This window comes from Streptomyces sp. NPDC048643 (assembly GCF_040650615.1).
Lineage (GTDB): Bacteria > Actinomycetota > Actinomycetes > Streptomycetales > Streptomycetaceae > Streptomyces.
This window is the reverse complement of the sequence record NZ_JBEZHO010000012.1, coordinates 41,379-67,389: the sequence shown is the minus strand read 5'-3', so window position 1 is coordinate 67,389 and position 26,011 is coordinate 41,379. Positions and strand designations below refer to the sequence as shown.

Annotated in this window: 17 protein-coding genes; 4 read left to right on the top strand and 13 right to left on the bottom strand. The window is 73.8% G+C overall.

The annotated features are described in order from the left end of the window. Positions 1-708 precede the first annotated feature (708 nt). Positions 709-1,680 (top strand): alpha/beta hydrolase, encoded by a 972-nt coding sequence (locus tag AB0C62_RS14675; RefSeq protein WP_362972992.1) that lies wholly within the window; start codon positions 709-711, stop codon positions 1,678-1,680. 227 nt (positions 1,681-1,907) lie between these two features. Here AB0C62_RS14675 and fxsT read toward each other — a convergent pair whose 3' ends face one another. The 7 genes from fxsT to AB0C62_RS14640 form a co-directional block, all read right to left on the bottom strand. Then, entirely contained in the window at positions 1,908-5,855 is a 3,948-nt protein-coding gene (fxsT, locus tag AB0C62_RS14670; RefSeq protein WP_362972990.1) for an FxSxx-COOH system tetratricopeptide repeat protein, read from the bottom strand. Beyond that, entirely contained in the window at positions 5,852-7,165 is a 1,314-nt protein-coding gene (locus AB0C62_RS14665) for a TIR-like protein FxsC (protein WP_362972988.1), read from the bottom strand. Before AB0C62_RS14665 ends, fxsT begins: the two co-directional genes overlap by 4 nt. Before the next feature lie 94 nt (positions 7,166-7,259). Next, a complete protein-coding gene (locus AB0C62_RS14660; protein WP_362972986.1) occupies positions 7,260-8,033 on the bottom strand; it encodes an AAC(3) family N-acetyltransferase in 774 nt (257 codons plus the stop codon). Further along, positions 8,026-10,218, bottom strand: a complete 2,193-nt coding sequence (fxsB, locus tag AB0C62_RS14655; protein WP_362972984.1) for a radical SAM/SPASM protein FxsB, inactivated metallohydrolase extension form — start codon at positions 10,216-10,218, stop codon at positions 8,026-8,028. Before fxsB ends, AB0C62_RS14660 begins: the two co-directional genes overlap by 8 nt. A 141-nt stretch (positions 10,219-10,359) precedes the next feature. Next, complete coding sequence (locus AB0C62_RS14650) at positions 10,360-10,542, bottom strand: hypothetical protein (RefSeq protein ID WP_362972982.1); 183 nt, start codon at positions 10,540-10,542, stop codon at positions 10,360-10,362. 199 nt (positions 10,543-10,741) lie between these two features. Then, positions 10,742-12,529: a GAF domain-containing protein gene (locus AB0C62_RS14645; RefSeq protein WP_362972980.1), complete on the bottom strand. Its 1,788-nt coding sequence runs from the start codon at positions 12,527-12,529 to the stop codon at positions 10,742-10,744. 24 nt (positions 12,530-12,553) lie between these two features. Next, on the bottom strand, positions 12,554-13,591 hold the full coding sequence (locus AB0C62_RS14640; RefSeq protein WP_081217139.1) for a rod shape-determining protein: 1,038 nt from the start codon (positions 13,589-13,591) through the stop codon (positions 12,554-12,556). Positions 13,592-14,504: 913 nt separating this feature from the next. On the opposite strand from AB0C62_RS14640, the gene AB0C62_RS14635 reads away from it, so the two are divergent. Then, positions 14,505-18,134 carry a S8 family serine peptidase gene (locus AB0C62_RS14635; protein ID WP_362972978.1) on the top strand — a complete coding sequence of 1,210 codons (3,630 nt, stop codon included), beginning with the start codon at positions 14,505-14,507 and terminating at the stop codon, positions 18,132-18,134. A 165-nt stretch (positions 18,135-18,299) separates the two neighbouring features. Here AB0C62_RS14635 and AB0C62_RS14630 read toward each other — a convergent pair whose 3' ends face one another. Both AB0C62_RS14630 and AB0C62_RS14625 read right to left on the bottom strand, forming a co-directional pair. Further along, entirely contained in the window at positions 18,300-19,685 is a 1,386-nt protein-coding gene (locus AB0C62_RS14630) for a carboxyl transferase domain-containing protein (protein ID WP_362972976.1), read from the bottom strand. Next, positions 19,678-21,222: an acyl-CoA synthetase gene (locus tag AB0C62_RS14625; RefSeq protein WP_362972974.1), complete on the bottom strand. Its 1,545-nt coding sequence runs from the start codon at positions 21,220-21,222 to the stop codon at positions 19,678-19,680. Before AB0C62_RS14625 ends, AB0C62_RS14630 begins: the two co-directional genes overlap by 8 nt. Before the next feature lie 531 nt (positions 21,223-21,753). Here AB0C62_RS14625 and AB0C62_RS14620 point away from each other — a divergent pair. Together AB0C62_RS14620 and AB0C62_RS14615 are read left to right on the top strand one after the other, a co-directional pair. Next, positions 21,754-22,383: a toxin-antitoxin system, toxin component gene (locus AB0C62_RS14620; protein WP_362972972.1), complete on the top strand. Its 630-nt coding sequence runs from the start codon at positions 21,754-21,756 to the stop codon at positions 22,381-22,383. 184 nt (positions 22,384-22,567) lie between these two features. Next, a complete protein-coding gene (locus tag AB0C62_RS14615; protein ID WP_362973189.1) occupies positions 22,568-23,446 on the top strand; it encodes a hypothetical protein in 879 nt (292 codons plus the stop codon). On the opposite strand, the gene AB0C62_RS14610 is transcribed toward AB0C62_RS14615, so the two are convergent. The 4 genes from AB0C62_RS14610 to AB0C62_RS14595 are packed head-to-tail and all read right to left on the bottom strand — an operon-like array spanning position 23,440 to position 26,003. After that, positions 23,440-24,066: a hypothetical protein gene (locus tag AB0C62_RS14610; protein WP_362972970.1), complete on the bottom strand. Its 627-nt coding sequence runs from the start codon at positions 24,064-24,066 to the stop codon at positions 23,440-23,442. The genes AB0C62_RS14615 and AB0C62_RS14610 overlap by 7 nt on opposite strands. Beyond that, on the bottom strand, positions 23,972-24,877 hold the full coding sequence (locus AB0C62_RS14605; protein ID WP_362972968.1) for an FkbM family methyltransferase: 906 nt from the start codon (positions 24,875-24,877) through the stop codon (positions 23,972-23,974). The genes AB0C62_RS14610 and AB0C62_RS14605 overlap by 95 nt, the downstream gene beginning before the upstream one ends. Continuing rightward, entirely contained in the window at positions 24,874-25,101 is a 228-nt protein-coding gene (locus tag AB0C62_RS14600; RefSeq protein WP_362972966.1) for a Trm112 family protein, read from the bottom strand. The genes AB0C62_RS14605 and AB0C62_RS14600 overlap by 4 nt, the downstream gene beginning before the upstream one ends. Continuing rightward, a complete protein-coding gene (locus AB0C62_RS14595) occupies positions 25,098-26,003 on the bottom strand; it encodes a hypothetical protein (RefSeq protein ID WP_362973187.1) in 906 nt (301 codons plus the stop codon). The genes AB0C62_RS14600 and AB0C62_RS14595 overlap by 4 nt, the downstream gene beginning before the upstream one ends. Between the last annotated feature and the right edge of the window lie 8 nt (positions 26,004-26,011).

Sequence of the window (26,011 nt, the reverse complement as noted above, 5' to 3'; positions counted from 1 at the left end):
GCCCCTCACCCGAACGGCCTGACCGGGCCTCGGACGGAGTACACGCACACCGCCCCGAGGCCCTCCCCGAGGGGCCCGCGGCACTGATCGCCGGGACGCCGGAAGGCCCCTCCGGACGGCCGGCGGCAACCGGATCCCCCACCGAGCCTCCGGCACCCTCCCGGGCGCGTGCCCCACCGGTCCCGCCCCGGGGCCGCGCGGTCCGCGGGGTCCGTCTCCACCCCGGGAGGCGAGAGCGCTTTACGGAACATCCTGCTCGGAGGGTAGGAGCGGTTCTGCGTGGGCACCATGCGTCTAAGCGCGTCGGCGACGACGCGAGGGATCGTCAGTCATGAGGAGGGGTCATGAACCGTCAGATCCGGATTCGCGTCAGCCGCCGGCCCGCCGCGCCGCGCGAGATGCCGATCGACCGCAGGACCCCGTCGGGGCGCATCCTGCCGTACTGAACCGGCCGTCACTCCCAGCCGGTTCCGCCGTCTCCCGCCCTGTTCTCCCTCCTCCTTCACCCTCCTTCACCCTCCTTCACCCTCCTTCACCCTCCTTCGCTCTCCTTCTCCCGCTCCCGCTCCCGTCCGGAGCCCGCCGAGCCGCGAGTGGCCTGATCTGGTGGTCAGGTTGACTCGCGAACTCGTTTCGTCGTACATCCGGGCGGGCAGTCACTCGGCAGCGTTTGTCCCGGTCCGTCCGGACCGAGGGAGGGGGAGCGCTGTGCGTGACCATGTGCGTTCGGCGGACGGGCGGTTGCTGCGCGTCGAGATCTCGGGGGATCCACGGGGCCGCCCCGTGTTCCTGCTGCACGGCATGCCCGGCAGCCGCGTCGGACCGCGGCCCCGGTCCATGGTCCTGTACCAGCGCGGCACCCGCCTGATCAGCTACGACCGCCCCGGTTACGGGGGATCGGACCGGTTCCCGGGACGACGCGTCGTCGACGTCGTGCAGGACGTCACGTCCATCGCGGACGCTCTCGGCATCGAGCGGTTCGCCGTGGCCGGCCGGTCCGGGGGCGCCCCGCACGCGCTCGCCTGCGCCGCGCTGATGCCGCAGCGGGTGACCCGGGCCGCCGCGCTCGTGGGGCTCGCCCCGCGCGGCGCCGAGGGGCTCGACTGGTTCGCCGGGATGGCACCGTCGAACGTCAACGAGTTCCGGACCGCGTTCACCGACCCGGACCGCTTCACCGCCCGGCTGATCCCGCGGTCCGCCGCCATCCGCCGGGACCCGGTCCGCCTGCTGGAGGACCTGCGCCCCGAGCTGACCGCCGACGACCGGCAGATCGTCTCCGACAACACCATCCGCTCGATGCTGCTGCGCAACTACCGCGAGGCGCTGCGGACCTCCCCGTACGGCTGGATCGACGACGCACTGGCCCTCACCGGGAACTGGGGCTTCGAGCCGGCGGACATCCGGGTGCCGGTGCTGCTGTGGCACGGGGTGAAGGACGTGTTCTCCCCGGCGTCGCACTCCTCGTGGATGGCCGCCCGGATCCCCCGGGCCACCGCCGTCCTCGAACCCACCGCCGCCCACTTCGCCGCGCTGCGGGCCCTGCCCAAGGTGCTGGCCTGGCTGCTCGCCGACACCCCGGTGTGGCCCGGCAGCAGGCGGGCCCGAGCGGCGACCCCGGGCGCGCCCGCATCCGGCCCCGCCCCGGGCCGCCCGCGCGCGGCGACCTCCGCCCCCTCCTGAGACCGGTCCGACCGGCGGCCGCAGCAGGGCCGCCGCACCCGGTCACCGGGCCCCCGGCAAGGCCTGGGGGCGCCCGGCCCACCGAACGAGACGGGCCGTCGCTCACACCGGGTGCCCGCAGTGGTGCCGAGGTTCCGGCCCGCCGTCCGAGCTCCCGCCCGGCTCTACGGGCGTGGGCACCCGGAGCGGCCGATCACCGGCCGCTCCGGGCAGCCCACGCCCGGGTCTCACACCGCCAGCGGTTCCAGGTCCCGGTAGATGCGGCGGTCGTCCGCGGCGACGCGGGTCATGCCGTTCTCCTCGCCGAGCAGCGCGCGCAGTTCCGTGAGGGCCTCGTCGCGCATCCGGCGGGCCTCGTCCCTGCGGCCGAGCGCGGCGAGGGTCAGGCCGGCGTTCGCGACTATGGCGAGCGTCTCCGGGTGGTGCGGGCCGAGCACCGTACGGAGGGTCACGACGGCCTTCTCCTCCAGTTCGCGCGCCTCGGCCAGCCGGCCCTGGTCGGCGAGGACGTTGGCGTAGTTGATGCCCGTGAACAGGGTGTGCGGGTGCTTCTCGCCGAGGACCTCGCCCATCCGCCGCAGCACCTTGCGGAACACCCTCTCCGCCTCCTCCGCGTCGCCGCAGCCCCAGTGGAAGATCCCCAGGTTGTTCAGCGCGGCCTGGGTGTACGGGTGGGCCTCGCCCGGCACCTTCATGTACTCCGTGAGCGCCTCCCGGGCGACCTCGCGCGCCGCCTCCCGCTCGTCCGCCGCGAACAGGTCCGCCGCCATGTTGAGGTCGCAGGCCAGCGAGTCCGGCGTCGGCGCCTCGTACTGCTGCCGGTACTGCGCGCGCGTCGCCGTCGTCAGCCGGCGGGCGTCCTCGAACTCGCCCGCCCGCCGCAGCGACACGGCGAGGGACTTGGCGCAGCTCAGCGTGCCCGGGAAATCCTTGCCGAGGATGCGCTTGTGGGCGTCGTAGGCGCGGGAGAGGAGGGACACCGACTCGCCGTAGCGGCCGACCTCGCGCAGGTCGCGGCCGAGGCGGGCGGCGGAGGCGAGCGTGTACGGGTGGTCGGGGCCGAGGACCTCCGTGCGGCGGTCGAAGGTCTCCTGGTCGAGGACGCGGGCCTCGCCGTACCGGCCGACCATGCGCAGCGCCAGCGCCAGGTTGTTGGCGGCGCTCAGGGTGCGGCGGTGCGACTCGTGGAAGATCTGCCGGAACCCGTCGTGCGCCTCGCGGGCGAACTCCACCGCCGACTCGTACACCCCGAGCGCCGCGAGGTCGCTGGCGAGGCCGGACATGGTGACGTACGTGTGCGGGTGCGTGGGTCCGAGCACCCGCTGCTGGCGTTCCAGGAGCGCCGTGTTGATGTCCCGGGCCTCCACGTAACGCCCCTGGGAGCGCAGGACGTTGCCGAGCTGGCAGCGCAGGTACAGGAACTGGACGTCGTCCTCGCCGAGGATCGGCTCCCAGTGGGCGAGGAGTTCCTCGGCGAGTGCCTGCGCACCGGGGAACTCACCGCGCTTCCACAGGTAGCGGACGCGGTCGATGAGGAGCCTGCGGGTCGCCGAGTCGGTGCAGTTGCGGGCGTCCGAGGCCGCCAGGTGCGGCCAGATGACCCCGAAGCGCGGCCAGGTCTCCGGGTCGTCGATCGGTTCGTCGCCGTCGGGCCGGCAGCCCGCGAGGACCGTGTGCACCACGTGCCGGGCCTGCCGCTGCTCCTCCTCGGTGAGCTGCGAACGGATCACCGCCTGCACCAGCCGGTGGACCTGGATGCTGTTGCTGACCTGGTCGACCTTGGCCAGCGCGAACCGGCCGATCTCCCGGATCACCCGGCCGAGCAGCAGACTCTCCTGCAGCGCCGGGTCGTACGGCCTCAGCGCGTCGATCATCTCCTTGCTGTACAGCAGGTGCGAGGAGATCGGCTCGGCGGCCAGGAACGCGCACAACTGGAGCAGCCGTACGGAGGCCGGGGAGCGTTCGCGCAGCCGGGCGATGGAGATGTTCCAGGTCGCGGCGACGGTCTGCGGGTAGTCGGCGGGCTGGTTGAGGTCCAGGACCTCGGTGGTCTGCTCGGCGAGCTGGCGCAGGTACTCCTCGATCGGGGTGGCCGTCTCCGCGAGCCAGGCCGCAGCCTGCTCGACGGCCAGCGGCAGGTCGCCGACCGCGGTCGCGACCCGGTCGGCCTCCTCCACGGTCAGCCCGGAGGCGCGCCGGGTGAGGTGCTCGACGCTCTCCTCGCGCAGGAACACGTCGATGGGCAGGGAGGCGCCCTGCTGCGCCCACGCCTGGTTGCGGGAGGTGACGAGGATGTGGCCGCCGCCCCCGGCCGGGAAGAAGCGGGTGAGGCGGGCCGGGTCGTCGGCGTTGTCGAAGATCAGGATCCACCGCTTGGTCGGCGCCCCGCGGGCCAGCATCTGCACGGCTTCCTGGCTGGCCAGGTTGATGTCCTCGCCGCTGGGCGCGCCGATGCGGGCGGCGAGTTCGGCGAGCGAGGAGACGACGTTGCCGGGGTCCTCGGCGGAGATCCACCACACCAGGTCGTAGTCGGCCATGAACCGGTGCACGTACTCCAGCGCCACCTGGGTCTTGCCGACGCCGCCGAGCCCGTACAGGGCCTGCGGCTGCGGCAGGACGACGGAGATGCCGCCGCCGAGCTGGTCGCGGACCCGGTCGAGGATCACGTCGCGGCCGGTGAAGGTGTTGTTGCGCTGCGGGGCGCTCCAGATGGCCGGGGTGCTGCCCGGGAACCGGGGTCCCGCCGCGCCCGGTTCGACGGGCCGGCCCGGCAGTTCCAGGGCGCCGAGGAGCGCGCCGACGCACTGGGCCTCGTCGAGCCGGTGCAGGTCCACCGGATTGCGGTCGAGGTAGGACTGCGGCAGATGCACCTCGTCCACCCGGACGGGGACGACGCTGCCGTGCGCGGTGTCGTGCGGGGCCTCGTCCTCGGCGTCCGTCAGGGCTCGCCACAGGGGGTCGGCGTGCCGGGACTTGCGGAACGCCTTGGACAGCAGGACGAGGGTGCGGGTCGCCGGGTCCGGGCGGTCGACGGGGCCGGACGCGATGTCGTGCGGGGTGACCCGGCAACCGGCCCGCTTGAGGAGCGACTCGATCCAGTCGGCCCAGACGCGGTTCTCCGCCGTGTACGCGATCACCACGTCCGCCGCGGTGGAGATCGGCCGCCTCCTGAGGAACGCGTCCCGGCAGCGCAGCCGCACGGGCTCCGGCACCGGCGGCAGGGCGGTCACCGTGCCGTCCGTGATGACCGCGGTGAGCCGCTCGAACGCGGACAGCAGCGAGTTGGCGATGCCGCTCTCGTCGCCGACGGTCGCGAGGGTCTCCTCGTAGGCGTAGTACGGGCGGTACGGGATCTCGACGGCGCCCCAGTAGGCGGTCAGCTCCTCGCCTGCCATCTCCTCGCCGCCGAGCCCCTTGGGCAGTCCGTCGAACTTCAGCCGGGCCAGCGCCCGGCCGGCGTCCACCTTCTCCTTCTCGCCCTCGTCGATGCGCATCGGCACCGGCAGGACCCGGATCGGCCGCTTGCGGTAGCCGTCCTCGACGCTGCGGGCGACGGCCGCCGCGCCGTCGAGGGACTGGTCGCTGAGCGTGAAGCAGTCCACCAGCACGTCGGGCATCTGGATGGTGCAGATGTCGGCGTTGTCGGAGAGCCCGGTGCGGCTGTCGATCAGCACGTAGTCGTAGGAGGACCGCATGTCGTCGCGCAGGGCGTCGAGGAAGAGGCCGCCGCCGAGCCGTTCGTAGAAGTTGTCCCACTCGAAGGAGGAGACGCTCGCCGAGTACGAGCGGTCCTGGCGCCCGGCGGAGAGGAAGTCGAGCGACCCTCCCTCCTGGAAGCGCAGCCCGAGGCGCTCGGGCGTCAGGGAGATGGCGTGCTGCTCGACGCGCGCGTAGTCCCGGTGCCACTCGCCGGAGCGCTGGGTTCCGGTGGTCGCGGCCCACGCGTACTCGTTGATGATGTCGATGACGCCGGTGGTGGCGGCGAGCGCGTTGGGGTCGAGGAAGGGGTGGAAGAAGCGGTGCAGGCCGGGGGCCTCCAGGTCCCAGTCGACGGCGAGGACGCGCCGGCCGTTCGCGGCGAGGATCCAGGCGGTGTTGGCGAGGGCCATGGTGCGGCCCGTGCCTCCCTTGTACGAGTAGAAGGTGATGATCCGTCCGTCCTGCACGGCCGTCATGCTTCTTCTCCTCCGTGGTCGGATCCGCCTTCGGGCAGCGGCGGGTGGGTGGGGCCCATCAGGCGGGGCCGGCGGACGGCCGGGCCCGCGGGCGGATGCGCCTCGGCGTGCTTGAGGTACTGCCGGGTCGCGTGCGCGACGACGACAGGGAGTACGTCGGTGAAGGCCTTCAGCGTCGGTACGCCGTTGACGGCGACCCGGCAGTCCGCGCGGCGCCCCCGGTCCAGGATCAGCGGCAGCGTCCGTTCGAGTTCCGCCGCCAGTCGCCTGCCCTCCTCGCCGTGGCACTGGATGTCGGTCCGGTTCCACGGGACGACCGCGCTGATCCAGGGCCGGGCGCTGGCGTCGAACGCCTTGAGCCTGCGGGCCCGTTCCTCGTCGGTGAGCGCCCAGCGGTCGACGAGCAGGATGCCCGGGTGGCTCGGTCCCGCCTTCTCCGCGTCGTCCGCGCCCAGGTCGTCGTCGGTGGTCTCGTCGTCGAACGAGGACACCGTGATCCGGTAGTCGAGGGAGCGGATGAGCTCCTCGGCGAGCGCGGGCAGCGAACGGGTCGACTCCGAGTGGTACGGGTTCCAGTCCTGGGCGTCCTCGCCGTACGGGCGGGTGTCCCGGTGCTCGGGGATGCTGTGCCGGGTGGGCGCCGCCACCGTCAGGTGGATCCGCCGGGGCCCCTCGCCGCGCGGCTTGAACGCGCTCGGCGTGCTCTCGTAGGGGCGCGGTCTGCTGGACGGCAGCGGGGACTCCTGCGCGATCTGCACGATCCGCTGGGCGAGGCCGAGCACCGTCTCCTCGTACTCGTCGCGCAGCCGGTTCAGCTTGATCAGACCGTAGATGCCGTTGGCGGCGTAGCGGTCCCCGAACTGGGCGTGGTCCACATGGATGTGCCGTACGGAATCCGGGAGTTGGGCGTAGTCGATATGCGTCCACAGGGCCGGGACGATCGCCTGCACGGCGCCGTTGCTGGTGGCCCGGGCCCGCAGAATGCGTTCGTTGAAGGCGAACCATTCCCGGCCGCAACTCTCACTGGTGAAGTAGCGCGGCGAGAACAACGGCACGAACACACGGCAGTTGGCGAGGTTCTCGCTGAGTTTCTCCGGCCAGCCGTCCCCCGAACGCATCTCCCGGTCCATGAACCCGGCGGGCACGCCCGCGGGCAGGTCGGTCAGGGCCATGATGTGGTCGCACAGATCCGTGAAGAGGACCTGCACCCAGTGGTCCGGGTCCCCGCCACCGGGCCCCCAGGCCGGTGTGTGGGCGTAACTCAGGAAGAAGTACGGCCGGTTGTCCGATGCCCGTTCAGGTATGTCCACGCGCCCCCCTGCCTGTGGATGAGACCCCTACGGGATGTTCACCTGGCCGGAACCCACAATCTTCCCGACCGAGGCCCCGTGCGGGTCGCCTCTTTCACGTCAATCCCTGGCGATATCCAGACATCTGGACCCCGGCCAGGTCGACGGCCTCCCGCATCCCGAAGAGCCGCACCGCTCTCCCCGCCATTTCCCGTTCCGCCGGGAGATCACGCGGCAGCCGCGCCCCGATCGCCCCGAAGTCCCCGTCGTACAGGGTGATGTCCTCGTACGAGACCCAGCGGCCGGGCTCGCCGGCCACGTAGAAGTACGAGCGGGGCGGCGGCGTGGGCCGCAGCCGGTACTCGGCGAGGTGGAACGCGCTGCACACCTCGAACCCCACCCGGAACAGCAGGACATGGGCGCCCGCGGCGTACAGCGCCCCGATCGGGGAGCGTTCACCGAGGTGACAGTCGGGGTCGTGGACGCCGAGCAACTCGGCCGCCCGTGGACCGAGTCCGGCGAGCGAGGTGTGCGGATGGGTGCTGCGCGCGGCGCCCGGTGTGGTGCGTACGCACTCGGCGAGCACGCCCATGGTCGGGCAGGGCGTGGCCGCGGCGTCGAACGGCGGCCGCGACGCGCGGAACGCCCGCTCCTCCTCCTCGGACATCCCCGCGGTGAGCTCCTTGTAGGCCCGCGAGGTGAAGGAGTTCTCCGGCGAGAACGTGGGCACGACGAGGGTGCCGTCCGGTCCGAGGGCGTCCAGCAGCGCGTCCCGGACCTCGGCGGCCCGCAGACCACTGCCGCCGAGGGAGGCGTGCACCATGAGGACGCCACCTCGGGGGAGGCCCAACTCCCGCAACGCATCGCTCAGTCGGCGGATGTCAGTCATGCCGGCCGGACCGTCCGGCCGGCGCCGTGCTCGCCGCCTGCTTCAGTTCGGCGCGCAGTTCGTCCGCCAACACCGCACCGGTGGCCGTGAGTTCGTGGGCGGGGCGGGCCGCCAGCAGGTCGAGGGCGCGGCCCGCCCGCTCCAGGGCGGCGGCGTGCTCGGACGTCTCACCGGCCCAGTAGGCGGCGTTGCCCAGCTCTCCGCTCGCCTCGTCGAGCAGCCGGCCGGCCCGGTTGCCCGGCACGTTCAGGTCGGCCGTCTCGCGCAGCGCCCTGAGGCGGGCCAGCCGTGCGGCGCGCGGCAGTTCCCGGACCAGGTCCTCGGGTTCGAAGTCCACCGCCAGACCGATCGCGCCGAGCCCGTGCGCGCCGAGCCGCACGCCCGTTCCGGCGGCGAGCGGGGTGACGGTGGTCAGTGCCGCCTCGTGGGCACCGTCGCGCTCCCGGGGGCGCCGCTCCGCCAGCGACTCGTAGGCGCCGCGCAGCCGTTTGGCGAACATGGCGAGGTCGCTGGAGCCCAGCGGCTCGGCGACCGGCACGGGGTAGCAGTCGCGGAGCGGGTCCGCGTCGTCCAGGAGCAGCAGGGTGCCGTCCGCGACGGGGACCGTGCGCAGGGGCCGCCAGGGGGTGCGGCCGTCGCCGGGGGAGTGCACGGTGCCGGCCCCGGCGCGGACCCGTGGCTCTCCGGCGGTCACGGAGACGTCGACGCGGCCCGGCCCGGGGAGACCGAGGGTGCCCAGGGTGGGCAGGTGCAGTTCCGCGGTCGGCTCGTCCCAGGAGAGCGCGAGGTCGGCGCCGGCGCGGACGGCCGCGGCGGTGATCGCGCGGGCGAGCGGCGCCGGTTCGGTGAGCCGGCCGTGCAGGCAGTTGTTCAGCGCGGTGTGCAGATAGGGGTGCGCGAGGATCTCGTCGACGTACGGCGCGGTCGACGGGGTGCCGTCGAGGGCCAGGAACGCCCGCCACACCGCGTCCCAGCCGGGCTCGCCGGCGTGCCGGGCGGCCACCACGGGGACCAGGGTGCGGACCAGCTCGCCCTGCGCGTACCCGAGTTCGTGACGGTCGTGCACGGCGGGGCTCAGGGAGTGGTCGGTGATGCGCTCGGCGACCCCGTCCACGAAGGCCTTCAGGTCGGCGCAGAAGACGCTCGGGTTCGCGAAGCCGTGCCCGGTGCTGTACCGGTGCGCGTAGAGGCCTCCGCCGCACGACTCGATCACCGGGCAGCGCCGGCAGGTCGCGCCGACGCCCGCGAGGCCCAGTTGCCGGGCGCGCACCCCGGGGTGCCGGGCGAACTCGGCGAAGGTGTGCCGGTCGACGTCGTAGCCGGTGGACGGGGCGCCGTCGTACGCGGTCTTCAGGGAGTCGGCCTGCTCGAAGCTGCCGTCGGTCTCCACCACCGCGAGATCGCTCGGCGCGAGCCCCATCGCCTCCGTCAGCGGCGGGCCGCCCCGCAGCGTGCTGAGGACCGACTCGAAGGTCCGCACCCCGACGGTGCGGCCCTGCGCCTCCCAGCGGTCGAAGATCCTCAGCAGCCAGTCGGCGTAGGCGGTGGGGGAGCCGTCCGGCCGGGGCGGCGGGCTGTCCCAGGTGGAGTGCGGCAGCAGGTAGTCGACGCGTGGCGGGCGCAGCGCGACCAGCGCGTCGTGCACCGCGACGGGATCGTTGGCCACGTCCACCGTGCACAGCAGACCGCTGTAGAGGTGCCGGTACGCGGGCGTGCGCAGCAGGTCGATCGCGCGCAGCACCCGGTCGTGGCTGCTGCGGCCCCGCCGGTCGCGCCGGTGCCGGTCGTTCGCGGCACGGTCGCCGTCCAGCGAGATACTGACCTTGACGTCGAATTCCTTGAACACATCGAGATAGCGGGTGTTCAGTCGCACGCCGTTCGTGTGAATTCTGAGATCGAGAGCGGTCGCCGGGGTGATGGTGCGGACGAGTTCCGCACAGATGTCCCTCATACGGACGGGACCCACGAGAAGGGGTTCGCCACCGTGAAGGATCACGGAAACGGACGGGAGTTTCTCTTCTCTGGCATAGTCCGCGAATCTCCGGGCCACTTTTCCGAGCGTTTCTTCGGAAATGAAGGTGGGCCGGCTTTTCCAGCTCTGATCGGCATGCTCGTACACATAACAGTGATCACAGGCCAGATCGCACCGGCTGTGGATCTTGAGGACGAGTTGCTGGAGCTTCACCCGGTGAAGGGTAATACCGGGAACGCGCCCCCTGTACCGCGAACTCCTTGATCCGCAAGGCCTGTTGGGGGATGCGGGGCGCGCGGACGGGCGCACCCGGCGGGGTGACCCGGATGCGCCCGTACGAAAGCGGAGGGGTGCCTAGAGGGCCGAGTCGAAGGTGATCGGCCTGGCCGGGCGGCGTCCGGGGATGTCCGTCACTCGTCCGGCGGACCTCACGGCGGCGGTCCCGAGCGGGTCGATCGCCGCCAGGGGAGTGTGCGGGCGGCGCATGGGCCTGGGGGCGGCGGAGCGGTGCGTCGCCTGCGTCACCGGAAGGTTCATGTGAGGACTTTCGCTTGATGGGCTGCTATCGGGCGGAGAGTACCAGTCGGATCTATCTCGCAACCTGCACTTCTTCGATTTCAGACTTAGTCGCGAGCGGGCATTTGCGCAATGGGAGCGCGGCCGGCCGGATGAATCCCGTGAACGCGTCGGAACGGGGTCCGGACGGGGAGACGTCAGTTCGGCGGGTGCCGGGTCCTCACAGCGGTGACTGCCAGCTGAACGGGGTGTCCGTGCCGCCTTCGGCCACCGGGGCATCGTCCCGGACGGTGAGCCGTACGGCGGGGCGGCCGTCCGGCAGGGCGGCCGTGGCGTCGACGTCGACCTCGATCCGGGAGACACCGGCACGCCGAGAGGCGACCGCGAGGGCGCGGCGCAGGGCGGCGACGAGGTGCCCGGCGACGGACTCCGGGACCCGGTCCTCGACGGGGCCGGTGAACCGGGCGGACGGCTGGAAACCGAGCAGGGCTCCCGCGCCCGCCGTCTCACGCAGCACCTTGCCGCGGAAGGTGGTGGGCGCGTCGGCGGGCGGCTGCTGGAGGGCGAAGATCGCGGTGCGGACCTCCTGGATGGTGGACTGCAGCTCGTCGACGGCGTGGCCGAGTGTCACCCGCACCTCCGCGCCGCCGTCGTCACCGGCTGCCTTCGCGTCCGCCGCTTCCGTCGCGCCGCCGATCCCCTCCGCCCGGCTCCGGCGCAGCGTGGACTCCAGCATCAGGCCGGTCGCGAACAGGCGTTGGACGACCAGGTCGTGCAGGTCACGGGCGATGCGGTCGCGGTCCTCGTAGACCGCGAGACGCTCCCGGCTGTGCCGGGCACCGGCGAGGACGAGCGCGAGCGCGGCCTGCGAGGCGAACTGGGTGGCCAGCAGACGTTCGACCCGGGTGTACGGGCGGTCGCCCCGGGCGCGCGGCAGGGCCAGCGTGCCGATCAGCCGACCCTCGGCTTGCAGGGGCAGCATCATGCTCGGCCCGAACCGGGACCGCACCGGCGTCGTCATCCGCGGGTCGGTCGCCGAGTCGTCGATGAACACCGGCTCCCCGCCGAGGAGTTGTTCGAGGACGGGGCTGCCGGGCGCGATGGTGGTCCCGACGATGCCGTCCGGGTCCTGGTGCGTGGAGGCGGCCACGATCTCCATGCCGCCCTCCGGGGTGGGCTGGAGGATCACGCCGGCCGCCGCGCCCGCGAGGAGCCTGGCCCGCTCGGCGACCGTCAGCAGCGCGTCGTCCGCGCTCTCCCCGGTGAGCAGGGCCGTGGTCACCGCGGCGGCTCCCTCGATCCAGCGCTCGCGCTGCCGGGCCGTCTCGTACAGCCGGGCGTTGGCGATGGCGATCCCGGCCTGCGTGGCGAGCAGCCGCACCAGCTGCTCGTCCTCCGGGGTGAAGGGGCCGCCGGCCCTGTCCGCGAGATAGAGGTTCCCGAACACCTCGTCACCGACACGGATGGGGACGTCCAGGCAGAGGTGGGGGGCGGGATGCGGGTCGGCCCCGGCCCCGGCTTCGGCGTCTGCCTGGGCGTCGACGCCGGTCTCGGTTTCGGCGCCTGCCTCGGCCCCGGTTTCGGCGCCTGCCTCGGCCCCGGCCTCGGCCTCGACGCCCGCGCCGGTGGCCGTTCCGGTCTCGCCGCGGCTGTCGCCGGGGCCGGTGCTGTCGCCGGTGCCGTGGCCGTCGCGGTCTTCGCCGTGCCCGTGCCGGTCGTCGGCGTCGTGCTCATGGCCGTCGCCGTCGCCTTCGGCGGGCGTTCCGGGAGGCTGCGCGCGCGGGTCGGTCACCGTCGTGCGGATGCGTACCAGGCCGTCCCGGCCCGGGTCCGTCGTGCCCAGGGCCGCGGACCGGGCGCCGGTCAACTCCGCCGCCGCGTCCACGATCCGCTGGAGCGTGGCGCGCAGTTCGAGGTCGGTGCCGACGCGCAGCACCGCTTCGAGGAGGGGCGGGAGCCCGGGGACGGGATCGGACCCGCGGCCGGGTACGTGTGCGGGACCGGTCATGCGAGACCCCCGGGCGCCAAGGCGTCAGCCGGCCAGCGGGTCCAGGATCAGCGGCTCGATCTTGCCCTCCAGCATGTAGCCGAGCCCCTGGACGGCGCACACGTCGGGCCGTTCCGCGATGTGCACGGGCATGCCCGTCGCCTGCCGCAGCATCTGGTCGAGGCCCGGCAGTAGCGCGCTGCCGCCGACCATCATGATCCCGCGGTCGGCGAGGTCGGCCACGAGGTCGGGCGGGCAGGTGCGGAGCACCTTGCCGATGCCGTCGAGCACCGCGGTCAGCGGGGTCTGGATCGCGTTGCGCACGGCGGCGGTGTCGACCTGCACGGAACGGGCGAGGCCGGTGGCGACGTCCCGCCCGTGGATCTCGGTGAGGGCCGGACCGTGCGGGGTGAGCCCGTTGCCGGAGAGCGCGATCTGGAGGGGACGTACGGCCTGGCTCGGCAGCATCAACTCGTGCTGGTGGCGCAGGTGCTGGACGATCGCGTGGTCCACGGCCTCGCCGCCGACCGGGATGCGCTCGGCCGTCACGATCGAGCCCAGCGACAGGACCGCGAGCTGGGTGGCGGCGGCCCCGCACACCATGATCATGGTGGCCTCGGGACGTTCGACGGGCAGGCCGCAGCCGACCGCGGCGGCGATCAGCGTGTCCACCAGTTCGACCCGCCGCGCCCCGAGCCCGACCAGCGTCTCGATGGCCGCGCGCTGCGCCAGCGGGTCCGCGTCGTGCGGGGTGCAGGCGGCGGCCCGCAGCCGGGGCTTGCGGCGCAGGGCGCGACGGACCTTGTCACCCAGCAGGTGACGGAGCATCCGCTGGGCCATGTCGATGTCCACGACCGTGCCGCCGGAGACGGGACGCACGACCCGGATGTAGTCGGGCGTACGGCCCGTCATCTTCTCCGCGAACTCACCGACCGCGATCAGCGCGCCCGTCTTCGTGTTGATCGCCGCGACGCTCGGCTGGTCGACGACCAGACCCGCGCCCTTCACGTACACACGGGTCCTCGCGGCCCCCAGGTCGACGGCGAAATGGCAGCGGCGCAACTGCTCCAGGCTGGCGGTCATGGCGGGTCCTCCCGAGAGCGCAGACCGTGTGGGGCTCCGCCGGGCGGCGGTCCTCTCTTCGCATCCTCGGCGCGCGAGGCGGGCGCCGCCCTTTGTGGGGGGCCGGGCGGGGTGCCGCTGGACGGGTGGTCTTCCGCTGCCCGCGCCTCCGCACGGCCGGAGTGGTCCACGCCGAGCCCTTGGAGCACCTGCCCGGCCGGCGGCATCCCCGGTCGGCGCGGGCCGATGACGGATGGTCAGCGCGCGCGGGGCGGTCACCGAGACACCTGGCTGACCACTCGTCAGCGAGTCGCCGGCCATCTGGCCGAACCCGGCCATGACTCGGCGCCGAGCACGGCGCCAACTCTCGGAGACCCGGGCGCCCCGACACGGAGCCGACTCCCGAGTCGGGGCGTTGCCCTCCACGAGGTGGGTGCCGAAGACGTCGCCGACCTCGGAGTCGACCGCCGTGCTGACCCGCGCGCCGAAGAAGGCGCCGACCTCCGTGCCGGACAGAGCTCCGACCTCCGTGTCGTGCAACGGTGCCGACCCCGGGCCCGATACGGCGCCGGCTCCCGCGCTGGACACGGTGCCGGTCTCTCCGCCGACCTCCGAGTCGAACGCGGCGCCGACCGCGTGCCGGACGCGGCGTCGACCCCCGCCTCGCGTTCGGTTCCGGTGTTCGAGGCGAGTGCGGCGGGGAACCGGGGTGAGCGCGGTGTCCTTCGCGGTGCAGGCCGGCGGGGGCGTGGACGTGTCCCGGTTTCTGTGGCTCCTACCGCCGTGTCCCCGTCCGTGACCTGGCGGGAAACCGCCAGGGCGCCTTCCCGCCAGGTTCCGTCAACACCCCTGCAACACAAGCCCCCCGACACTCTTCGCAAGCCCCGGGCACCACCCCCGTCCGGCGCGGTACGGCGATGAAGAGAGGGCACCAATGACCAGAGGACCAGCGAGACGTCCGGCGGCGCTGCTGTCGGCCGGGCTCGTGCTCGCCCTGCTGCCCATGGGGCGGGCCGGCGCGCTCGACGCCGCGGGAACCGGCGACACCGGCACCCCGGCCTCGACGCGAGCCGCGTCCGCTGCGCACACCGTCACCCTCGTGACCGGCGACAAGGTGACCGTCACCGACGTCGGCGGCGGCAAGAAGACGGTGTCCGTGGTGCGCCCCCGGGGTGCCACCGGAGCGGTCCGCACCCAGGTGGCCGACGGTGCCGTGACGGTCGTACCCGACGAGGCGCTGCCGTATCTGCGGGCGGGCACCCTCGACCGGCGGCTGTTCGACGTGAGCGAGCTGATACGTCAGGGGCTCACCGACCAGAAGACGCACGAGCTGCCGCTGATCGTCACCTACGACGCCAAGGCACGGGCCGCGACCCCGGCCGGGGCCGAGCGGACCCGGGCGCTGCCCAGCATCCGCGGCGCGGCTGTCGACGCGGACAAGGGCCGGACGTTCTGGAAGGCGGTGACCCGCCAGGACGGCATCGGCAAGGTGTGGCTCGACGGGCGCGTCAAGGCCGACATGGCCGAGAGCAACGCGCAGATCGGCACCCCCGAGGCGTGGGAGGCCGGTCTCACCGGCAAGGGCGTGACCGTCGCCGTCCTCGACACCGGTGTCGACACGAGTCACCCCGACCTGGCCGGCCGCGTCACGCAGACCAAGAGCTTCATCGACGGGCAGGAGGTCGCCGACCGCAACGGGCACGGCACGCACGTCACCTCCACCGTCGGCGGCAGCGGTGCCGCCTCCGACGGCAAGGAGAAGGGCGTCGCGCCCGACGCCACGCTCGCCGTCGGCAAGGTGCTCAGCGACGAGGGCTCGGGCAGCGACTCGCAGATCATCGCCGGCATGGAGTGGGCCGCCCGCGACGTGCACGCCAAGGTGATCTCGATGAGCCTCGGCTCCACCGAGCCCAGCGACGGCACCGACCCGATGGCCCTGGCCGTCGACAGCCTGTCGAAGGAGACCGGCGCCCTCTTCGTCATCGCCGCGGGCAACACCGGCACCCCCTCCTCCATCGGCTCGCCCGGTGCCGCCGACTCCGCGCTGACCATCGGTGCCGTCGACTCCGCCGACGAGGCCGCCTACTTCACCAGCGCCGGACCGCGCTGGGGCGACAACGCCCTCAAGCCCGACCTGTCCGCGCCCGGCGTCGACATCCTCGCCGCCCGCTCGACGCTCGTCGACGGCAGCGGCCCCTACACGACGATGAGCGGTACGTCGATGGCGACGCCGCACGTCGCGGGCGTGGCCGCGCTGCTGGCACAGAAACACCCCGACTGGACCGGCGCGCAGCTCAAGGACGGGCTGATGTCGACGTCGAAGCGGCTCGACGCCTCCGTCTACCAGCTGGGCGCGGGCCGGGTGAGCGTCCCGGACGCGACCGGCGCGAAGATCACCGCCACCGGCAGCGCCGACCTCGGCTTCCACGGCTGGCCCTACGAGGACGACAAGCCCGTCACGAAGACCGTGACGTACACCAACTCCTCCGACGCGGCGGTGCGGTTGACGCTCGCCGCGGAGGGGGCCGGCGAGGGTGTCGCCACCCTCGCCGACACCACGCTCACCGTGCCCGCGCACGGCACCGCCTCCACCACGGTCACCGGCGACGGATCGAAGGCGCCGGTCGGCGACACCTCCGGGCAGATCGTCGCCTCGGTGGACGGCACCCCGGTCGCCCACACCGCGTTCGGGCTGGTCAAGGAGGAGGAGCGGTACACGCTCACCGTCCATGTGAAGGACCGGGACGGCAAGCCGACCGCCGCCGACCTCGCGGTGCAGCAGTTCGCCGCGGGCACCGACCCCTCCCCGGCGTCCGTCGGGGAGTCCGGCACCGTGAAGCTCCGGCTCCTGCCGGGCACGTACGGCCTGACGTCCTTCCTCGACGTGCGCGGCAGCCACGGCGCCGACTCGCTCGGCCTCGGCTTCCTCGCCGCACCCCAGATCACCCTCGACCGGGACCGCGAAGTCACCCTCGACGGACGGACGTTGCGGGAGATCGCCGCCGAGGTCGACCAGCGCACCGAGACGCGGCAGCTCCTGATGGAGTACGACCGCGACGCGGGCGGCTCCGACCTGTTCGGCGCGGTCCAGGTGCCGATCATGTACGACAGCATCTTCGCGGCGCCGACCCCCAAGGTCACCGAGGGCAGCTTCGACTACCGGACCGTGTGGCGTCTCGGGAAGCCCCTCCTCGAGGTGAAGGGCGTCGGGGAAGCGGTCGCCCAGCCCGGCGGCACCCTGATCGAGGGCCGCAGCAGGCTGTCCCTCGTCGACGTCGGCGACGGACCGTTCACCGGGGTGCGCGGCAAGGCCGTCCTCGCCACGCTCACCGACGGCGTCGAGCCGGCCTCGCTCGCCCAGGCGGCCCAGGACGCCGGCGCCAAGGCCCTGTTCGTCACCGACGACACGGCGGGCCGACTCAACGCATGGTTCGGCACGGACGACTACGCCGACCGGCCGCTCCAGATCGCCACCGTGAACACCGCGGACGCCGCGAAGCTGCGCTCCTCCCGGAGCGTCGACATGACCGGCACCCGCAACACGCCCTACGTGTACGACCTTTCGCAGGGCTTCGAGGACGCGGTCCCGGACCGGAGCCTGACCTACCGGCCCGGCCGTCGTGAACTGGCCGTCCTGGACACGAAGTTCCACGCGGTGAAGCCGGTCTCGGGCAGCGAGTTCCGCTACTCGATCGCCAGTCCGTTCCCGATCGGCATCGGTTTCCAGGAGCGCGTCGACTTCCCGGCCGAGCGCACCGACTACGTCTCCACCGGCCCCGGCCAGACCTGGACGGAGTCCGCGTTCGTCGGCGAGGGCACGCTGGAGGAGCGCAGCGGCCTGGTCCCCTACAAGGGCGGCACCCACGACACCCTCGACTGGTTCAAGCCGGTCTGGCACCCCTGGCTCGGCACCGGGCTCGGCTGGGGCCAGCAGCGCGCCGGCAACCAGATCCAGTTCAACACCCCCGGCTGGGGCGACTCCGGGCCCGACCACACCGGCTTCGGCGACGTGTGGAGCGAGGAGTCCGGGATGACCCAGACCACCTCGGTGTACCAGGACGACGTCCTCGTCGACCGGGGCACCAGCTCCGCCGCCTATGTGTGGGAGGCGCCCGCCGACGAGCACACCTACAAGGTCGTCACGGACACCGCCCTCGACCCGGAGCGCTGGAAGCTCTCCACCAAGGGGCACACGGCGTGGACCGTCCGGTCGGCGGCCACCCCCGAGGACCGTTACACCTTCCTCCCGCTCCTCAACCTCGGCTTCGACGTCGACACCGACCTGACGGGCGACGTCCGGCACGGTCTCGTCCCGGTGGGTCTCTCCGCCGAGTACGTGAAGGGCGCGCCGGACACCGGCACCATCGGCGGCGGGAAGCTGGAGGTGTCCTACGACGACGGGAAGACCTGGAAGAAGGTGCCGCTCCTCGGCCACCAGGCCTCCTGGAAGGGCCTGTTGGTGGTCCCGCGCGGCGCCGGCTTCATCTCGCTGCGGGCCTCCGCGCGGGACGACCAGGGCGGCACGGTCACCCAGGAGATCATCCGGGCGGTGGGCGTGAAGTGACCGGCCGCCGCGCGGCGCCCCTTCGACCAGGGGCGCCGCGCGGCCGGCCCACGGAACGGGAGACCTCGGCACCCCGGTCCCTCCGCACAGGAGCGACGCGGCGCGCCGGTCCCCCGGGCGGCCGTCGGTTCCCCTTGGGAGGGGGGAGCCGGCGGCCGCGTCCGTTCACCCGCCGAAGGGCTCCGCGATGCCCCGGATCACACCGAGCTCCAGCAGGTCCTGCGGCCGGACGCGGAGCTGGTCGGCGGTCGCGTGAACCTCGTCGGCGGGCCGCTTGAGGATCGCCGCGGCCGCCTCCGGAGCGATGACGGAGAAGTAACTGTCCGGCGTGGCCCAGGTGTTGCCGGGCGCCGCCAGCGCCAGCGCCCCGCCCGAGCCGCCCTCCCCGATCACCAGGGTGGTGACCGGCGTCCGGGCGGTCGCGACCGCCGCGAACAGGTCGGCGATCGCCGGCCCGGCACCCTGCCGCTCGGCGTCCGCGTCGTTCGCCGCCCCCGGGGTGTCCACCAGCGTCAGCACCGGGACGCCGAGCCGGCCCGCGAGCCGGACCAGCCGGGCCGCGGTGCGGTATCCCGCGGGACGGGTCGCCGTCCCGCGCTGGGCGGCGAACGCGACCGTCCGCCCGTCGCGCGTGCGGCCGAAGCCGCACTCCATGCCGTCGTCGGTGCCACCGCAGCGGTCGCCGCCGATCGTCGCCCGACGGGTGAAGTACGCGTCCAGATAGGCGTCGGCGCGCGGACGTCCGCCGGCGCGGGCGCGCTCCACCGCGTCCCAGCCGGTGGCGGGCAGCTCGGTGGCGCCCAACGCGGCCGGGACGGGCGCCGGTTCGGCGGACGGCCTGCCGAGGAGGTCCAGCCAGAGGGCGAGCGTCTCCCGCAACACCTCCCGGGGGACCAGGGCGTCGACCGCCCCGGACGCGAGCTGGGCCTCCGCCGTGTACGCGGCCGGGTCCGCGTCGGCCGGCCGGACCCGGGAGCCGGCGAAGGCGACCTGCGCCCCGGGCAGCGCCAGGGTGATGTCGGCGCCCGCGCCGAGCGTGGCCCAGCCGCCGCCCGTCGTCGGATCGCGCACGACGGCGATCTGCGGGAGACCCGCCTCCCGGGTGAGCTCCGACTGCCGTGCCACACGCTGGAGTTGGGTCAGGGCGACCATGCCCTCCTGCATCCTGCTGCCGCCGGTGGCGACGAGCGAGACGACGGGCAGCCCGTGGGCGCGGGCGTGGGTGTGGGCCGCCTCCAGACGGGCCCCGGTGCGCTCGCCGAGCGAACCACCGAGGAAGCCGAACTCGAAGGCGACGAGGACCGCGGTGACCGGACCGAGCGGCTCCCTGCCGTCGGTCGTCGTGCCGAAGCTCGCCGTCCCGAACGTCGCCGTGCCGCAGACGACGGACTCCTCCTCGCCGGTACGGTCGGCGGCGCGGGCCCGCGCCGCGTCGTACCCGTCCCAGGACAGCGGGCCGTCCGGGCCGGACTTCCCCTCCGGAGAGGGGAGTTCGGCGAAGCTGTCGGTGACCTGGGCGATGGCCTCGCGGGCCGAGAAGCGTTCAGTCACGGGGCAGCTCCCGCTTCAGGATCTTGCCCATGTCGTTGCGGGGCAGCTCGTCCAGGAACCGCACCGTGCGCGGCCGTTTGTGCGGCGCGAGGCTGCGGGCCACGTGATCGGCCAGCTCCTCGGCGGACGGCGGACGACCGGGATCGGCCGGCACGATCCAGGCGGCGACCCGCTCCCCGAGGTCCGTGTCGGGCTCCGCGGCGACGGCGGCCTCGCGCACGCCGGGGTGGTCGAGCAGCGCGTTCTCGATCTCCCCCGCGCCGATCTTGTAGCCGCCGCTCTTGATCAGGTCGGTGGCCTTGCGGCCGACGATCCGGACGGCGCCGTCGGGGTCGAGGACCGCCATGTCGCCGGTACGGAACCAGCCGTCCGCGGTGTACGCGGCGGCCGTCGCGTCGGGCCGGTGCAGGTACTCGGTGAACAGGTTCGGCCCGCGCACCTGGATCTCGCCCACGCTCGTGCCGTCGTGCGCGCCGGTCGGGGTGCCGTCGGCCTCGTACCCGGCGATCGTCGTCCCGTCCTCCTCGACGAGCCGCAGCCCGACACCGGGCAGCGGAACGCCCACCGTGCCGGGCCGGGCCTCCGTGTCCGCGCGCACGCTGGTGTTCATCAGGGTCTCCGTCATCCCGTACCGCTCGACGACCCGGCGTCCGGTCGCGGCGGCGATCCGCTCGTGGTCGTGCAGCGGCAGCGCGGCGGACCCCGAGACGAGCAGCCGCGCCCGGCCGAGCGCCGCCGCCAGTTCCGGATTCCCGTCGAGTTCCTCGGCGAGCCGGTGGTACATCGTCGGCACCCCGAACAGCATGGTCGCCCCGGCGTTCAGCTCCCGCGCCACGCCCTCGGTGCTGAACCTCCCGAGGTGGCGCACGGACCCGCCGCGCCGCAGCGGGCCGAGAACGCCGAGGATCAGCCCGTGCACATGGAACAGGGGCAGTCCGTGCACGAGCACGTCGTCGCCGGTCCACTGCCAGGCGTGGGCGAGCGCGTCCAGCGTCGAGGCGATGGCCCGGCGCGGGATGACGGCACCCTTGGGCGGGCCGGTGGTCCCGGAGGTGTACACGACGAGCGCGGCAGCCGTGGGGTCGGTGACCGAACCGGCGGACGCGAAGGCGTCGGACCCGCCGGCGTCGATCGTGTCCGAAGTGCCCTGCCGCGCAGCCGCGTCGGCGCCTCCCGTGCCGGGGACCTCGACGTCGATCCTGCGCAGTGCCGCGAGCGGGGCGGGCAGGGTCTCGCCGGGGGCGGCGAGCACCAGGGACGGCGCGCTGTCGCCGAGGATGTGCCCGAGTTCCGCCACTCCCGACTTCGGGTTGAGCGGGACCGCCGGTACTCCGGCGAGCAGCGCGGCGACGACACCCACGGCCGTCTCCAGGGTCGGGGTCGCCCACACGGCGACCCGCCCGACACCGTCGAGCCGCGCGGCCAGCGCCCCTGCCGAGGCGGCGAGTTCCGCGTACGTCAGGGACCGATGACCGAAGCGCAGCGCGGACCGGTCCGCGACCGATCCGCTCACCAGGGCCGGGAAGAGGGAGAACACGAGGACTCCTTGCCGTGAGACTTCACCGGGACGGACAGCCTCTTCCTACACGATGACGCTCCCGCGGCGGGTGGTCGGCCGCCGGTCCGCGTCGGGGACGTGGAGGGCGGGTGCGGACGCCGTGACGATCGTCCGGGATGCGGGCGCGATCGTCCGGGAACCGTGGCGCCGACGGACCGGGCCCCGTAGTGTCGGCCGGGCGAGACAACTTGATGAGTCAACTGCCGGGAGCCCTTTGGTGAGTCAGTCCCCGCCACCCCGTCCCGAGACCCGCGAACGCCTCGACGCGCCGACCGCCGGGCAGGGCCAGGACCGGGGCGACGTCCTCGCCCCGTGCGCCCCCTCGTCCCGGACGGCTCCGCCCGCGGAGCACCTCCGGGCGGTACGGGCGGCCGGGCCGGTGTGTGACGTCCGGGCCGGCGGAACGGTGGGCGACCGGACCCGGGATCGGGCCCGCGCGCCGTTCGGGCCGCGCCCCGTCCCGCGCGCGACCCGACTGCCCGGCCCGCCGGGCGGCGAGGGGGCGGACCGATGACGCGGCCTGCGGGCGCCGTCGGAAGGCTGCTGACCGCGCTGCGTCCGCGCGGCGCCCGCTCCGAGACCCGGGCGCTCGCGGTGGAACTCGGCAGGGAGCTCCGGCACAGGATCGACGCTCCCGTCGACGTGCGGGACCTGGCACGGGCGCTGTGCGAGGAGATGAGCCGGCGGCGGGCCGGCCGTCCCGTCCAGCTCCGCTTCGAGCGGTTCCCCGACGAGATCGAAGTGACCGGCCTGTGGATGGAGTTCGGCGACTTCGACCTGGTCGTCGTCGAGGAGCGCGCGGAGACCGTACAGCAGCTCGTCATCCTCGGCCACGAGCTGTGGCACATGCAGGAAGGGCACCGCGACCACCACGTGGACGGTGCCTCCGCCGTCGCGCGCGCCGCCCTCTCGGGCCGTCCCGACTGGACCGCGGCGGGCGCGCCGCCGCGCCGCGAGTTCGCCCTCACCGTCGCCGCCCGTGACGGATCACGGCAGGCGGACGAGGCCCGGGCGGAGGAGTTCGGCCTGCACCTGGCGAGCGTCTTCCGCTCCTGGCTGACCCGGCCCGGCGGCCGGGGCCCCGTCGACCCGGTCGGCCGCGCCATCCGCACCTCGCTGGGCTACGGCCCGCAGGACTGACCGGCGCGCGGCCCCCGTCCCGCCCCGCGGAGGGACACCGGCCCGCGCGCCCGGGCGACGTCCGGTATCGGCTTGGCCCGGGCGTGCGGGTGGTTGTTAGCCTGCGGCGGGATCGTCCCGAGGTGGCGTGCCGGTGCGGCGCGTCCGTGGCCGTACGCCGGTGTCGTACGAGGAGGGAGTCGTCGTGGCCCGTATCGCGCTCGTCACGTACAACCCGGGTGAGGAGCCCACCGTCGACCGGGACCTGGCGGTGCTGCGGCAGGCGCTGGAGGACGCAGGTGCCGAGGCCGCCGTCGTGCACTGGGACGACCCGGAGACCGACTGGGCCGCGTTCGACCTGGCGCTGATCCGGTCGACCTGGGACTACAGCTGGCGGTCGGCCGAGTTCGTGGAGTGGGCCGAGCGGTGCGCGGGCCTGACACGGCTCCTGAACCCGGCGCGGGTCGTGCGCTGGAACACGGACAAGCGGTACCTGGGAGACCTCGCGGAGGCGGGTGTCCCGGTCGTCCCGACCCGGTACCTCGCGCCGGGGGACGCCGTCGACCTGCCCGGCGAGCACGAGTTCGTCGTGAAGCCCACGGCCGGAGCGGGAGCGCGCTACGCCGCCCGGTACACGCCGAAGGAGCGCGAGACGGCGGCGGCCCAGCTCGCGCGGATGCACGCCGAGGGGCTGACCGCGATGGTCCAGCCGTATCTGGCGAGCATCGACGTCCGGGGCGAACGGGCCCTGCAGTTCTTCGGCGGACGGCTGCTGCACGCCAGCCGCAAGGGAGCGGTCCTGGAGCCGGGCACCCCCTTCGACGGCGCCAAGACGCCGCACCCGCGCCTGGAGGCCTGGGAGCCCACGGCGGCCGAACGGGCCGTCGCCGAGCGGGCGCTGGCCGCCGTCCCGGGCGGCGCGGACGCCGTGCTCTACGCGCGCGTGGACCTCGTCGACGGCGACGACGGTCGGCCCCTGGTGATGGAGCTGGAGCTCGTCGAGCCGAACCTCTTCCTGTTCCTGCACCCGCAGTCGCTGCCCGTCGTCGTCGAGGCGATCATCGAGGCCGCCGCCCCTCAGTGACCCGGCGGCCCCGGTTCGGGCGCGGGGCCCTTCACGGCCACCCGTTGCAGCAGCCCCCAGGTGAACTCCGCCGCGCACTCCTGGCGTACCCCCGACGCGTCGGGGGCCGTGAACGCCAGCCCCCAGCGGGTCGGGGCGGTGCCCTCCAGGGGCCGCACGGGGGCGAAGGCGCGGGCCACCTCGTCGACCGTGCAGGACCAGGGCGCCAGGTCGTCCAGGGTCTCCAGGGTGGGGCCGTCGGCACCGGGGGCCCGCACCAGCCACTCGTTCCAGGCGACGCCGTTCCCGGTGACCAGGACCTCGAAGCGCAGCGTGGGCCACAGCGGGACCGGCCACTGGAGGGCCTCGCAGGTCAGGTCGCCGATGCGGCGCTCCGCCGAGGTCTGCGGGGCGCCGAGGACCGAGCGGTAGCGGGAGGCCGCGGACCGCTGCCGCGGCGCGTGCAGCATCGCCTGCCAGCGGCGGTTGGCCTCGCGCATGTCGGCGATGGACACGCCCAGGGCGTGGCGGGCGTCCTCGACCAGGTCAGGCTGGTGGTCGGCCATGCGGCGCAGCAGGACCAGCTGGAAGTCGAGCGGGGTGAACGGGGTGGTGGGGCGTCTGGCCGGCATGCGGTCCATCGTCGCGCACCGGCCCCTCGCCCGGACGCCGGCCGTCCGGCAGGAACAGCACCGAGTTCACGTACCGGGGCCCGCGCGGCGGCAGCACCCGGCGCAGCAGCCCCTGTCCGACGACGTACGCCGTCCGCGCCTGGTGTTCCTCCAGCGGGAAGGAGGCGAGCGGCAGCCAGCTCCTGCCGGGCAGCACCCAGCCCGCGTACCCGAGCCCGGCCAGCTGCTCGACGACCGGGGCGACCGGCTGGATACGGGACTCCAGTTCGACGAAGAGGGCGGGCCGGTCGCGGGCCAGCAGGTTCCGGGCTCCCCGCAGCACGGCCGGCTCGTTGCCGTCCACGTCGATCTTGATGAAGCCGACGTCCCGCAGGTCCAGGCTGTCGAGGGTCAGACAGGGCACCTCCAGGGCGCGCGCGTGGATGTCCCGGCGCACCAGTGACGACACCCCGCGGTCGCCCGCGTCGTCGGCGGGCAGCCACAGCCGGGCGGTGCCCCGGTGGTCGGAGGCGGCGGCCCTCACCACGCGCACGTTGCCCGGGGCGCCCGACGCGAGCAGCCGGGCCAGGTGCGGTACGGGTTCCACGGTCACCACGCGGCGCGCCCGGCCGGCGAGGCGGTGCGTCCAGGGGCCGTACCAGCCGCCGACGTCCACCGCCGTGCCGCAGTCCGGCGGGCAGAGGTCGGCGAGCCGGGCCAGCTCGGGCTCGAAGCGCGGGTAGACGAACCGGGCCGCCGCCGCGACGAGACGGGTGGGCACGAAGGGGGCGACGCGAGCGGCGAGGGTCCGGTCCGCGCGACCGGCGGCGGATCCGCTCACGGGGTCATCCGCCGCAGGAGTTCCCGGTGTTCGTCCTCCGTCACCTGCTGTCCGGAGGACGGCAGCAGCTGCGGAATGCCGTCCACGACCGGATAGCGGCGGCGCAGACGCGGGTTGTAGAGCGCCTCCTCCACCTGCTGCTCCGCGTCGGGCGGAAGCAGGTGAAGGGGTCCCTTGTCGAGAGGGCAGGCGAGGATCCTCAGCAGCGGGTCGTCGGGGTTCATGGGGGTGTCAACTCCTTGGCGCCGAGGGAGGGTTGCGACGCCGCGTCCTGTTTGGGCATGGCGAGCAGGACGGCCACCGCGAGGACGGTGCCGGCCAGCCGCAGGGTGAGCCGGACCGGGTCGTGCGGCAGCGCCTCGCCGAACGTGAGGGTGCCGAGCACCGCCGTGAACAGACAGCTCACGGTCGTGCAGACCGGCACGATCAGCGACGCCCGGCAGCGCTGCAGCGCCGCCTGCGACATGACCAGCCCGAACGCGCCCGTGAAGAGCAGGAGATAGGGGTAGGGGGAGCGCAGCAGCCCGACGGCCGCGCCGGCCGCGTCGTGGGTCGTCAGCCGGCTCGACACCCCCTTCACTGCGAGCGAACTCACCCCGTACAGCAGGCCCACCGCCACCCCGTACTCGACGCCGCTGGGCGGCGCGCGGTGCGGTTCCCGGGAGCGCCGCTCCGCGCGCCCGTACAGCCACACGCCCAGGGCGAGCGAGGGCAGGCAGACGGTGAGGACCAGCGGGGCGGGAGCGCTGCGGCCGACCGTGTCCGAGCCCTCGCGCAGGGACAGCACGACCATCAGCAGGGCCAGCAGGATCGCCCCGAGCGCGTACCGTTCCCGGCCCGTCGTCCGCTCGCCCAGCAGCCGGGAGGAGAGCAGGACGAGCAGCACGAGCCCGGAGACGAAGATGCCCTGGGCGGCGGCGATCGGCAGCGCGCGGTACACGGCGAGCTGAGCGGCGAACCCGGAGGCCAGCGCGAGGGAGCCGCCGATCCACAGCGGGCTGCCGAGGACCAGCCGGAGCAGCCGCGCGGGACGCCGGAAGTCCACCTCCGGCATCGTGCCGAGCGCCCGCTTCTCCAGGACGAATCCGGTGCTGTACAGCACGTTCGCGAGCAGCGCCGCGATCACTCCCCACC